Source organism: Pseudarthrobacter sp. N5 (assembly GCF_050157035.1).
GTDB lineage: Bacteria > Actinomycetota > Actinomycetes > Actinomycetales > Micrococcaceae > Arthrobacter.
Genome location: NZ_CP189593.1, coordinates 1,718,517 through 1,730,609 on the forward strand (window position 1 = coordinate 1,718,517; position 12,093 = coordinate 1,730,609).

Genomic DNA, 12,093 nt, shown 5'->3' on the forward strand with positions numbered 1-12,093 from the left:
AACAACAGTTCTACAACTCAAGGAGTCCACGTGACCTCGGTCAGCCTGGGAATGCCGTCAGCACCGCCGCCCGTACTTGCCCCCCGACGCAAAACCCGCCAGATCAAGGTGGGTTCCGTGGGTGTGGGTTCCGATTCGCCCATCAGTGTGCAGTCCATGACCACCACGCCCACCACGGATATCAATGCCACCTTGCAGCAGATTGCCGAGCTGACAGCCTCCGGCTGCGATATCGTGCGCGTGGCTTGCCCATCAGCAGACGATGCCGAGGCGCTGCCCATCATCGCCAGGAAGTCCCAGATTCCGGTCATCGCGGACATCCACTTCCAGCCGAAGTACGTTTTCGCCGCCATCGAAGCAGGCTGTGCTGCGGTGCGGGTGAACCCTGGCAACATCCGCAAGTTCGATGACCAGATCAAGGAAATTGCCAAGGCCGCCAAGGACCACGGCACCTCCATCCGCATCGGCGTGAACGCGGGCTCCCTCGAACCGGGCATTATGAAGAAATACGGCAAGGCCACGCCCGAAGCGCTGGTGGAGTCCGCCGTCTGGGAAGCCTCCCTGTTTGAGGAGCACGGCTTCCATGACTTCAAGATTTCGGTCAAGCACAACGACCCCGTCATCATGGTTGCCGCGTACGAGATGCTCGCGGAAAAAGGCGACTGGCCGCTGCACCTCGGCGTGACCGAGGCCGGACCGGCATTCCAGGGCACCATCAAGTCGGCAACTGCGTTTGGCGCGCTGCTGGCCAAGGGCATCGGTGACACCATCCGCGTCTCACTTTCCGCTCCGCCGGTGGAGGAGATCAAGGTGGGCAACCAGATTCTGCAGTCGCTGAACCTGCGCCCCCGCAAGCTGGAAATTGTCTCGTGCCCGTCCTGCGGACGCGCCCAGGTAGACGTCTACACGCTGGCCGAACAGGTTACGGCGGGCCTTGAAGGTATGGAGATCCCGCTGCGGGTGGCTGTTATGGGTTGTGTGGTGAATGGGCCAGGGGAAGCCCGGGAAGCAGATCTGGGCGTTGCCTCCGGCAACGGCAAGGGCCAGATTTTTGTGCGGGGGGAAGTCATCAAGACTGTGCCTGAAGACCAGATTGTTGAGACACTGATCGAAGAAGCCATGCGTATCGCGGAAGAGATGGGGGAGGCCGATGGCAAAGATGCTGTCAAGGGTAGCCCCGTGGTTAGCGTCTCATAAGGACAATGCTGCTCCCGCCGGCATCTGCGTCAGGGCGCTCGGAGGCTCGGATACCGCTGCCCTCCGGGAGCTGGCAGCTCAGGATCCCGTAGCCAACGTTTTTATCCTGGCGCACCTTCAGACCGCGGGCTCAGCTGCGCCGACCACCGGCGGTGCCATGGTGCTGGGAATATTCGACGACGGTGCCCTGGTGGGTGCCTGCTGGGCGGGAGCGAATCTGGTGCCCGTGCAGCTGGATCCCGGGTTCGCGGGATTGATTGCGGCGGCAGCGCACCGGTCCGGCCGCCGTTACGCGTCAATCTTCGGCCCGGCGGAGGCCGTACTGGGCCTGCACGGCCAGCTTGAGGAGCTGGGGCACTCCGCTCACGAGGTCCGGCCCGATCAGCCCCTGATGACTGTTTCCGGCCCGCCGGCGATCGAGCCCAACAGGGAACTCGGATTGGGTCAATCTGCTGACTTCGACCGGATCCTGCCCGCCTGTGCCGCTATGTTCGAAGAGGAAGTCGGCTATTCGCCTTTCCTCGGCGGCAAGGAGTTCTACAGCCGGCGGGTGGCCGGGCTGATCAGGCAAGGGCACTCACTGGTGCATCTGAATGCCGACGACGAAGTGGTGTTCAAAGCAGAGCTGGGTGCGGTGACCCCGCAGGTGACCCAGGTGCAGGGTGTCTGGATGAACCCGGCGTACCGTGGCCTCGGGCTCAGTGCGGGCTACATGGCCGCCGTGGTGGAGCTGGCCCAGAAGATTGCTCCGGTGACCAGCTTGTATGTGAACGACTACAACTCCCGGGCACGCGCAGCCTACGAGCGCGTAGGGTTCCGTGAGGTCGGCACCTTCGCGACTGTCCTTTTTTAGTACTATTCGCTGGCGTTTTCCGCCGGCTGCAACTCACCGGTGAGGTAGTGCTGGATGGTTGGTGCAATCAGCCTGACCACGTCGTCGTGGGTGGCTGAGGCGAGAGGCTCAAGACGGATGACGTAGCGCACCAGCATCAGACCCACCATCTGGCTGGCCACGAGGTTGCTGCGCATTGAGATCTCAGCAGCCGGGCCCGAAATTCCGGTCATGATCCGGGACAGGATTGTCCTCGTGACCATTTCACGCAGCAGTGCGGTTTTGGCCTTGGATCCGATGGTTCCGCGGATAAACGCAACCAGGCCGTGCTGGGCCGGGCTTTCCCATAACCGCATCACTGCACGGATTATCGCTTCGGCCCGGTGCTGGGGGTCCTGGGCATCGACACCTGCAAGAACCTCGGCCGGGTCCGCAGGGAGTTCCACACTGAGGGCGAACAGGTCATCCTTCCCCTCGAAAAAGTGGTGGATCATGGCCGGGTCAACCCCGGTTTCGCGGGCAATCTGCCGGAGGCTGGTGCCTTCAAATCCGTGCTCGGCGAACAGCCTGCGCGCGGTGTCGAGGATCTGCTCCCGCGAACCGGTGGTTCCGGTCCGGCGTCCACGGCGGCCGGAGGGCAGCCCTGCGCTCATGCTGTCCGCCTGCGCAGTGTCAGGGAGGCCAGTACCAGCACGCCCAGGACAATGGCTGCCATGATGCCGGCGTCCATCCATAACGTTTCCGTGGCTTCGCTGTTTCTGGCGATCTCCTGCAGAGCATCAACCGAAAAAGTCAGGGGCAGCACGTTGGAGATGGCTTCGAGGACATCGTTCATCCTGTCCCGGGCAACAAACAGCCCGCACAAGAGGATCTGCGGCACCACCACAACCGGCATGAATTGAACGGCCTGGAATTCGGTCCGGGCGAAGGCGGAGCAGAGCAGGCCCAGGGCCACGCCCAGCACGGCATTGATGACGGCAATCATGACAACCAGCCCCGGGCTTCCCTGGATGTCCAGGCCGAATATCCAGTAAGCCACAGCCGTGGCAACAAGGGATTGCAGGGTGGCCATTATCGAAAAGGCCAGGCCATATCCGAACAAGAGATCGGCCTTGTGGATAGGGGTGGTCAGCAACCGTTCCAGCGTGCCAGAGGTGCGCTCACGGAGCATGGTGATTGATGTGACAAGGAACATGACCACAAACGGGAAGATTGCCAGCATCATCAGGCCTACGCGGTCAAAGGTCCGCGGCACACCGGGCGGCAGCGTTTCATTCTCATAGAGGAAGTAGACGGCTGTCAGCAGCAGGGCGGGAACCACCAGAATGAGGGCAATGCTGCGGTGATCATGGCGTAGCTGGTCCAGCACGCGGCCGGTGGTAGCGAGCATCATTCGTGGATTCATCACGCCACCTGGCCTTCGGGGGCCACTGCCGGGGATTCGTTCTGGATGATGTGCAGGAAGGCTTTCTCCAGGTCTTCGCTTCCGCCGCGCCGGCTGAGTTCCTCCGGGGAAAGTTGCGCCAGGAGCCGGCCGTTCCTCAGGAGTAGAAGCTCGGCGCAGTGGCTCGCTTCCTCCATCACGTGACTGGAGACCAAAAGCGTTGTCCCGGAGGCGGCCATCGTCTGGAAGCGGGCCCAAAGGTCGGCGCGGAGCACAGGGTCCAGCCCCACTGTCGGCTCATCCAGGATGAGGAGCCCGGGATGGGAAACCAAGGCGCAGGCGAGGGAAACGCGGCTGAACTCTCCGCCGGACAGATCTGCGGTTTTCTGCCGTGCAAGGTTTTCGAGTCCGACGGCGGCGATAGCTTCCGCAGCGTCGCTGCGGTTTTTGCCGTGCATGGCACCGAAATACCTGACGTTCGATTCCACGCTGAGGTCGGTGTAGACGCTGGGTGCCTGGGTGACATAACCGACGTCGTGCCTGAGCGTTGGATGGCCTGCCGGGCGCCCCAGTACCTGGATGCTGCCGGAAGTGAGGCGCTGGACGCCTACGATCGCACGCATCAGGGTGGTCTTTCCGCTTCCTGATGGCCCCAGAAGACCAGTGATCTGCCCTGCTGGAATGGTGAAATCGAGGCCCTGCAGGATGCGGGTCTTCCCCCTGGTGATGCTTAGTTTCCTGACATCCACGGCAGAGCCGGTGGGCTGCGGCTCGCGGGCCGTGCTTGCTGCGTGGGACATGGGTCCTCCGTCAATGGCCGGGCTGACGATTTAATTCATCAACTGATGAATTAAAGCTAGACCCGCGACGCTGCAGCGTCAATGGCATGCGCATGCCCGCGACCTCTTGTAAAGGTGGTGGCTATCCAATAAGTTCGTTCTAGCCGCGTCGTTGGGGCGTGAGCGGACTCAGAGAGGAATCACCCATGGCTGTAAGTGTTGATCTCGCCAAGGCACTGGATAAGGCGTACGAGGACAAGTCCCTCAGTGAAATCCTGAACGCATCCCCGTCTGCATTGGCAGGGGTTACCGATGCGACAGCGAAGGCACTTAAGGATGTGCTTGGAATCGATACCGTCCGTGAACTCGGCAGCAACAAATTCTTTGCAGTTGCGGGAGTCTTGGTGGCCCTGGAGGGCAAGGCCAAATAGCAGGCCCCAACGGAATACCGGTAGTAAAACGCCGGTAGCAGAATAATTGGCCCGAATGGCCACGGAGCCACGCCCAGACAGGATGACCAGCCGGAAACGGCCAGGGGCTTCCTTCAGTTAAGGCGTGGCTCTTCTGCGTCCTCGTTCTGCGCCCGTGTTCTGCGTCCGCATGCTGTGCCGCGCGGCGCTTCAGTGTGTGGCGCGGCCGGGGCGATTCCGCTGTCCGCGTGGCGGTAGATTAGTACGCAGACGATTTTGCCCGGTTGTGCATCACAACCAGTTCTACCCAGAAACGGAAATCCGCCCGTGGTCCTTAGACTTTCCAAGCTGTTCCTGCGCACCCTGCGCGAAGATCCCGCCGATGCCGAGGTCGCAAGTCACCGGCTGCTGGTACGGGCGGGCTACATCCGCCGGGCGGCACCGGGAATCTACACCTGGCTGCCCCTTGGCCTGAGCGTACTTCGCAAGGTGGAAGGGATCATCCGGGAGGAGATGGCGGCAATCGGAGCCCAGGAAGTCCACTTCCCGGCGCTTCTGCCCAAGGAGCCCTACGAGGCCACCGGCCGGTGGACTGAGTACGGTGAGGGTATCTTCCGTCTCAAGGACCGCAAGGGCGGGGACTACCTGCTGGCTCCGACGCACGAGGAGATGTTCACGCTGCTGGTCAAGGACCTGTACTCCTCGTATAAGGACCTGCCACTGAGCATCTACCAGATCCAGAACAAGTACCGGGATGAGGCGCGGCCGCGTGCAGGGCTGCTGCGTGGCCGCGAATTCATCATGAAGGACTCCTATTCCTTCGATGTGGACGAAGCCGGCCTGGACGCGAGCTACGCCGCGCACCGCGGCGCCTACGTGAAGATCTTCGAACGGCTCGGTCTGGATGTGGTTCCGGTGGCAGCGACTGCCGGGGCCATGGGAGGTTCCAGGAGCGAGGAATTCCTCCACCCCAGTGAGATCGGCGAGGATACCTTCGTCCGTTCAGCCGGTGGTTATGCGGCCAATGTCGAGGCCGTTACAACGGTGGTTCCTGCGGACATCGACTTCACGGATGCCCCGGCTGCAGAGATCCGCGATACACCGGACACTCCCACCATCGAAACATTGGTGGACGCAGCCAACCAGCTGGTTCCACGAACCGAGGCAGACGGCGGAGCCTGGACGGCCGCCGACACTCTGAAGAACGTGGTTCTCGCCGTTACCTTGCCCACCGGGGAACGGCAGCTGGTGGTCATCGGGCTTCCCGGCGACCGCGGTGTGGACCTCAAGCGGGTGGAAGCCAATATCGCTTCGTTCCTGCCGATCGGTGGCGAAATCGGCCTCGAGGCGGCCAATGCAGAGGACCTCAAAAAGACACCGTTGATCGTCAAGGGCTATCTGGGGCCGGGGCTCTCCCTGGATGCGCCGCTTCTGGGCACCGAAGCTGCCGCCAAACTCCTGTACCTCGTGGATCCCCGCGTGGTAAGCGGCACCGCCTGGGTCACGGGCGCCAACGAATCCGGCAAGCATGTGTTCGGGCTCGTGGCCGGCCGTGACTTCGGCTGGGACGGCGTGATCGAATGCACTGAGGTCCGTGCCGGCGATGAGGCTCCTGATGGTTCAGGCCCGCTGGAAACCGCCCGCGGCATCGAGATGGCCCATATCTTCCAGCTCGGCCGCAAATACGCCGAGGCACTGGAACTGAAGGTGCTGGACCAGAACGGCAAGCAGGTCGTAGTCACCATGGGATCCTACGGGGTGGGTGTAACCCGTGCGGTCGCCGCCCTGGCCGAGTCCAATCACGATGACAAGGGCCTGGTCTGGCCCCGCTCTGTTGCCCCTGCGGATGTCCATGTGGTGGCTGTTGGCCGCGGCGAGGAAATATCCGCGGCTGCCGAGAAACTGTCCCTGGAACTCGAAGCCGCGGGCCTCGAAGTCATCTACGATGACCGGCCAAGGGTTTCCCCCGGCGTGAAGTTCGGCGACGCCGAACTCGTCGGTGTGCCCACCATCCTGGCGGTGGGCCGCGGGCTGGTGGACGGCGTTGTGGAAATCAAGGACCGGCGCAGCGGCGAGGCGGAGAATGTGGCCGTGGACAAGGCCGTTGACTACGTGCTGACCGCCGTGCGCCGCAGCTGACGAGCAGTAGCCGGCAGGTGTGATCTCAGGTTTCGAGTCGATCCAGCTGACCACACTCATTCTGGTTGTGGTGGCCGGATTTGCCGCCGGCTGGGTGGATGCGGTGGTAGGCGGCGGAGGGCTCATCCAGCTTCCCGTGCTGCTTCTGGTGCCCGGGATTTCGCCGGTGCAGGCGCTGGCTACCAACAAGATGGGCTCCATTTTCGGAACCACCACCAGCGCCGTCACCTACTACGGCCGCGTCAGGCCCGATCTGCGGACGGCCATACCAATGGCTGTGATTGCCTTGGCCGGAAGTTTCGGCGGCGCCAGCCTGGCCGCCGGCCTGCCCGCCAACGTCTTCAAGCCGATCATTGTGGTGGCACTGATCACCGTGGCTCTATTCACCGCCTTTAAGCCTGACGTCGGCGGTCTCACCGTACTGCGGCATGACGGGCGTACCCACTATGCGGTGGCCTGCATGATCGGGGCAGTGATCGGTTTCTACGATGGCCTGATCGGGCCAGGTACCGGCTCGTTCCTTATCATCGCCCTGGTGGCTGCCATGGGATACGCGTTCCTGGAGGCCAGCGCGAAAGCGAAAATCGTCAACATGGCCACCAACGCCGGAGCCTTGTTGTTTTTCCTGCCGCATGGTTCTCTGCTGTGGGGAGTGGGCCTGGTACTGGGGCTGGCCAACATGGCAGGCGGCTACCTGGGGGCGCGCGCGGCTGTTAAACAGGGGAGCCGGTTTATCAGGCTGGTGTTCCTGGCGGTGGTGGGCGCGTTGATTATCAAACTGGGCTATGACGTCTGGAATGAGAACTTCGCCTAGATGCAGCTGTCGCCGGGCGGTGGGATCAACCTGCCGCGGGTTCTGGCTAGCTTCATAGGGCCGCGGCCAGATCCAGGCGCCCTCGTAGTCCCGGTCCGCCAGGCGTAGCATGCTGCTATGTCAGCAGGCGCAGATCCTTACGAAGATGCGTTGGCCGCTGCGGTACGCCACGCCACGGAGTGGCTGGCGAGCCTGCCCACCCGCCAAGTTGGCCCCCAGCAGACCGCGCGCGGGCTCGCTGCAGATTTCGGCGGTCCGCTTCCGCCAGAGGGCATGGCAGCAGCCGAGGTGGTGGAGTATCTGGCGCATAACGCCGAACCGGGGCTGATGGCCATGCCCTCCGGACGCTTCTTCGGCTGGGTCATCGGCGGCACCCTGCCTGCGGCACTGGCCGCGGACTGGCTGGTCAGCGCCTGGGACCAAAATTCCGGGCTCCGTTATGCGACGCCTGCCACGGCGGCCATCGAGGACGCCGCCGGCCAGTGGCTGCTGCAACTTCTTGGCCTGCCGGAGGAGTCCGACGTCGGCTTTGTCACCGGTGCGACCATGGCCAACTTCACCGGCATGGCTGCCGCACGCTGGCGGCTCCTGGCGGACGGAGCCTGGGACCTGGACCGCGACGGACTCTTCGGTGCCCCGCGGATCCGCTGCTTTGTGGGGCAGGAGCGCCACGACACCATCGATTTGGGAATGCGGTACCTGGGCCTGGGCCGGCCAACGGTGGTGCCGGCGGACCGCCAGGGCCGGCTCATTCCGGCCGCGCTGGAGACATTGCTGGCCGGTGGTTCAGGTCCGGCCTTGGTGTGTCTGCAGGCCGGCAACCTGCATTCCGGTGCCTTTGACCCGTTCACCGAGGCTGTCCGGATTGCCCGGAAGCATGGTGCCTGGGTTCATGTGGACGGAGCGTTCGGCCTGTGGGCTGCGGCCACTCCGGAACTGGCGGCGCTGACGAGCGGCATGGAACTGGCCGATTCCTGGGGGACAGATGCGCACAAGACGCTCAATGTTCCCTACGACTGCGGCATCGCCGTAGTGAAGGACAGCGCGGCCCTTCGCAGTGCCATGGGGATCAGCACCAGCTACCTCATCCATGACGCCGACGGGCCCGGCGACCCGTTCCAGAAGGTGCCTGAACTGTCCCGTCGGGCCAGGGGAGTACCGGTGTGGGCAGCCCTGAAATCACTGGGCCGGGACGGTGTTGCCGCGCAGGTCCGTCAGCTGGCTCGCTGTGCGGCCGGGATCGCGGAGCGGTTGGCCGAGGTCGACGGGATTGAGGTCCTCAACGACGTCAGCTATACGCAGATTTCCTTGGCCTTCGGTGATGATGCCACCACCCGCGCGGTGACGGCAAAGATCATCGAAGAAGGGCGGGTATGGATGTCAGGCTCCCGCTGGCTGGGCCGGGACGTGCTGCGGATATCGGTCAGCAACTGGAGCACCGACACCGACGACGTCGACACAGCGGTAGAGGCTGTCACCTCGGCGTTCGCCGGAGTACGGGGCTAGCTGCCGGCCTGGCCAGGTTCCGGCAAATCGTGCGGGGCGGGGAGCCCCTCCAGCGTCCTGCCCGCGAGTGTGCTGGCCACCCACAGTGAGCGCGCCAGATCGCCTTCGTGCCGGGACTTTGACGCGTACCGGAGGGCATTATCCACTTCGCGGGCAATACTCCACTGACGGGCGATTTCTGCATCCAGACCAGCAGCCGCACTGAAATCGCGGCACCGTTCGAGCAGCCCGGCCCCAGGATCCCGGCGGGACAGCTCGGAGACCCTGTTCCACAGCACAGGAGCCACCCCGAATTCCGCCTCACCGATCATGGGCTGCGGGTCGATTGCCGCATAGCCGTCCGGGCCCGGAACTTCCGTGGCATCGGTCCTTGCCAGAATGTTGAGGTAGTGGAAGTCGGTGTTAACAAGCACATCGTGCCCCGTGCGGCGGCTGACGGCGCCACGGGTCTGGCAGACTTCCAGCGCGGCTTCCAGCAGCCAGCGGGGAAACGGGCGGCCAAGCTGCTCCCAGTCTGCCGGGAGATCGTCACTCCACTGCTCGGCCCGGGCCGCAACATGATCAAACTCCTGCCATTGAGGCCGCTGATCAGGAACCAGGCAGAGCTGGCTCATCAGGGATCCCCATACCTCCACGGCCGTATCCATAGGCGCGCTCTGCAGAGACCGTCCGGCGTCAAGGCGGGCCAGCAGCATGGCGCACGTTCCGGCGTCGGACTGCATCAGACGGACGGCGCCGCGGCCATTCCAGAGCGCCAGCGCATGCCGCTCCACGCGCGCTCCATCATGCGGAAACGCGACCTTCAGGGCTGCGGCCGTGCCGGCACAACGGACCGGAACCACAATGCCTCCGTGGCCGCTCCAGGGCAACGTGCCGTCAGCAAGATCTACGTCCAGTTCCCAATGGTCCACGCGGCCCCGTATCAGTTCCGGCAAGGAGGCCAGCCATGCACGCCCTGCGCTGCTGCCGCCGTAGCGGCGGGTGAGGTCAGGCGGAATCGGAACATCGCTTAGGCGGCTCATCGGTTCCACAGTAGTTCAACCATGACATGCCGGGTTGCTTGATCCGGCAGAGGAGCCTTGGTCAGACGATCCCGCTGGCGCCCAGCAGGTTGCCGATGGTAAACGTTGCCGCCAATGCGAGCGCGCCGCCCACCACCACACGCACTGCGGCCCGCAGCCGGGAGCCGCCGCCAATCCAGGCCCCCAGGGCCCCGGTCAGGGCCAGTGCAATGAGAACAGCTCCGAACGTCAGCGGCACCCGGATGGAGGCCGGCGGCAGCAGGATGGCAAGCAGCGGCAGCACCGCACCCACGGTGAATGCCATAGCCGAGGCGAATGCCGCGTGCCACGGACTGACAATGTCCGTTTCGTCAATGTTCAATTCGGCCGACAGATGAGCAGCCAGGGCGTCGTGGGCCGTGAGCTCTTCCGCCACAGTCTGGGCCGTTTCCATGCTGAGCCCTTTGTCTCGGTAGATTGCTGCGAGCTCTGCCAGCTCCTCGTCGGGCTCCTCTGCCAGCTCGCGGCGTTCCTTTTCGATCAGAGCCTTCTGACTGTCGCTCTGGCTGCTCACCGAGACGTATTCACCCAGCGCCATGGAGACGGCGCCGCCCACCAGTCCCGCAGCACCTGCAGTGAGGATGGTGCCTGGATCGGATGTGGCGCCGGCAACGCCCACCACAATGGCGGCAACGGAGACGATTCCGTCATTCGCCCCCAGAACGCCGGCGCGCAGCCAGTTGAGGCGCTGTGCGACGTCGTTGCCATGCGGTTCGTCTGCATGCATTCCGTCGGGCAGGAACCGGTTGCGGTTCGTTGAATCGTCCGAAAAGTCCATGCTTTCAGGAAACCACCACTTTCCGCTGCCTGCCAGTAACGCGCGGCTAACGTGCTGTGTGTGGCTGTTCCTGGACGGTGGGCGGGCTGCTGCCCTGCTGAAGTTCCGGAAGCTCCGCGGTGTCCAGGACCAAGCCCGGGAACGGGCCAATGTCCGCTCCCCAGAGATGCGATCGCCGCGCCGCGTTGAGGAGGTTGGAAATGGCCCACAGCCGGGTGTCCCCGCTGCTGAGAGCCACGAGATCGCCATACACGGGCAACGTGCCGGACTCCAGGCTGCCCAGGCCCTTGGCCGGGGACTCAAGGAACAGAGGGGCCAGTGTGTATCCGGCTTCGCGCGGCGGAATCGCCACGCAATGCAGGCGGCTGTGGGATTCGGCTTCGCCCACCGCGGTTTCGTGCCTGGCCAGGAGCCGGGCAGCCGAGGCCGCGGCAGATCCGCTGAGGCGGGTGAGCGCCACCTGATAGCCGTAGACGGTTTCAACTTCCGTTTTTACCGCCACGGACAACGCCGTTGCCAGGGACGGACCTGGGGGAGCTGGCGTGGATGGCGGGCACGAGGGTGATGGCGGCGTCTGCGCCGGCAGGGCCGCTGGAGGAGCCGTTGGTTCGGCGGGTGCCGGCAGGCCTGCAACCGAGGCGAGCAGCTCCGCCTGAAGCAGCTGTGCCGTACCGATGCTGACCAACAGACGTGCCACCCCGCCGTCGGACGTTTGGGAATCAGCGATCCGCTGGCTGCCGCTGGCTGACAATCCGGCAACCAGACCGGCCGCTGACACAGGCAGCGGCGGGACGGTGCCGGTGGCGGCCGAGGCTGTTGGCGTGGATTTATTGGGTCCGGCAGCCGGTGGTTCGTCGGGAACGAGAAGTGCCCGGGCCTGGGTTGTCAGCAAAGTCACAGTCTGCGAATAGTGCTGCCGTTCGGCTCCGGAGACAGAGTCCGCAAGCTGCAGTCCGGCCGCCCGCAACCGCATCGTTTCCGTCAAGGCTGCGGCGCGGGCCCGTTCGGAAAAGGGCGGTTCGGCGGGGGCTGGGGCCTCCCGGGGGATGAGTGCCACTCCCAGAGTTGCCACCAGGAAGGCAATTACAGCAAGGATGGCGTACCGGAAGAGGTGGCCCGGCCTGCGGTTTTCCCTGTTGTCCTTATTCACAACAGACCATGTTGCCACGGCGGGTGCAAAGTCAGTGCACCAC

The 12,093-nt window shown here is 64.1% G+C and carries 12 protein-coding genes; 6 read left to right on the forward strand and 6 right to left on the reverse strand.

What is annotated here, in order from left to right:
* Positions 1–30: 30 nt before the first annotated feature.
* Together ispG and ACQCST_RS08345 are read left to right on the forward strand one after the other, a co-directional pair.
* Positions 31–1,197: a flavodoxin-dependent (E)-4-hydroxy-3-methylbut-2-enyl-diphosphate synthase gene (gene ispG / locus ACQCST_RS08340; protein WP_426998797.1), complete on the forward strand. Its 1,167-nt coding sequence runs from the start codon at positions 31–33 to the stop codon at positions 1,195–1,197.
* Positions 1,160–2,050, forward strand: a complete 891-nt coding sequence (locus ACQCST_RS08345; RefSeq protein ID WP_426999121.1) for a GNAT family N-acetyltransferase — start codon at positions 1,160–1,162, stop codon at positions 2,048–2,050. The genes ispG and ACQCST_RS08345 overlap by 38 nt, the downstream gene beginning before the upstream one ends.
* A gap of 2 nt (positions 2,051–2,052) precedes the next feature.
* Here the strand turns inward: ACQCST_RS08345 and ACQCST_RS08350 are convergent, their stop codons facing one another.
* From ACQCST_RS08350 to ACQCST_RS08360, 3 genes are read right to left on the reverse strand one after another with little or no spacing between them, the layout of a single operon-like run.
* The gene (locus tag ACQCST_RS08350) at positions 2,053–2,682 is read right to left on the reverse strand and encodes a TetR family transcriptional regulator (RefSeq protein ID WP_426998798.1); all 630 of its coding nucleotides are present in this window, start codon (positions 2,680–2,682) and stop codon (positions 2,053–2,055) included.
* The gene (locus ACQCST_RS08355) at positions 2,679–3,422 is read right to left on the reverse strand and encodes an ABC transporter permease (RefSeq protein WP_426998799.1); all 744 of its coding nucleotides are present in this window, start codon (positions 3,420–3,422) and stop codon (positions 2,679–2,681) included. Before ACQCST_RS08355 ends, ACQCST_RS08350 begins: the two co-directional genes overlap by 4 nt.
* A gap of 11 nt (positions 3,423–3,433) precedes the next feature.
* The gene (locus ACQCST_RS08360; protein WP_426998800.1) at positions 3,434–4,213 is read right to left on the reverse strand and encodes an ABC transporter ATP-binding protein; all 780 of its coding nucleotides are present in this window, start codon (positions 4,211–4,213) and stop codon (positions 3,434–3,436) included.
* Positions 4,214–4,398: 185 nt separating this feature from the next.
* Between ACQCST_RS08360 and ACQCST_RS08365 the strand changes: the two genes are divergently transcribed.
* From ACQCST_RS08365 to ACQCST_RS08380, 4 genes are all read left to right on the forward strand, one after another.
* Positions 4,399–4,623, forward strand: coding sequence for a hypothetical protein (locus tag ACQCST_RS08365; RefSeq protein ID WP_426998801.1), 225 nt, complete (start codon positions 4,399–4,401; stop codon positions 4,621–4,623).
* 306 nt (positions 4,624–4,929) lie between these two features.
* A complete protein-coding gene (locus ACQCST_RS08370; protein WP_426998802.1) occupies positions 4,930–6,741 on the forward strand; it encodes a proline--tRNA ligase in 1,812 nt (603 codons plus the stop codon).
* Between the two features lie 19 nt (positions 6,742–6,760).
* Positions 6,761–7,555: a sulfite exporter TauE/SafE family protein gene (locus ACQCST_RS08375; RefSeq protein WP_426998803.1), complete on the forward strand. Its 795-nt coding sequence runs from the start codon at positions 6,761–6,763 to the stop codon at positions 7,553–7,555.
* 117 nt (positions 7,556–7,672) lie between these two features.
* Entirely contained in the window at positions 7,673–9,061 is a 1,389-nt protein-coding gene (locus ACQCST_RS08380; RefSeq protein WP_426998804.1) for a pyridoxal phosphate-dependent decarboxylase family protein, read from the forward strand.
* Here ACQCST_RS08380 and ACQCST_RS08385 read toward each other — a convergent pair.
* The 3 genes from ACQCST_RS08385 to ACQCST_RS08395 all read right to left on the reverse strand — a co-directional run bounded on the left by ACQCST_RS08385 (position 9,058) and on the right by ACQCST_RS08395 (position 12,050).
* Positions 9,058–10,083, reverse strand: a complete 1,026-nt coding sequence (locus tag ACQCST_RS08385) for an aminoglycoside phosphotransferase family protein (RefSeq protein ID WP_426998805.1) — start codon at positions 10,081–10,083, stop codon at positions 9,058–9,060. The genes ACQCST_RS08380 and ACQCST_RS08385 overlap by 4 nt on opposite strands.
* A gap of 61 nt (positions 10,084–10,144) precedes the next feature.
* On the reverse strand, positions 10,145–10,849 hold the full coding sequence (locus tag ACQCST_RS08390; RefSeq protein WP_426999122.1) for a VIT1/CCC1 transporter family protein: 705 nt from the start codon (positions 10,847–10,849) through the stop codon (positions 10,145–10,147).
* 97 nt (positions 10,850–10,946) lie between these two features.
* Positions 10,947–12,050, reverse strand: coding sequence for a DUF4439 domain-containing protein (locus tag ACQCST_RS08395; protein ID WP_426998806.1), 1,104 nt, complete (start codon positions 12,048–12,050; stop codon positions 10,947–10,949).
* Positions 12,051–12,093 lie beyond the last annotated feature (43 nt).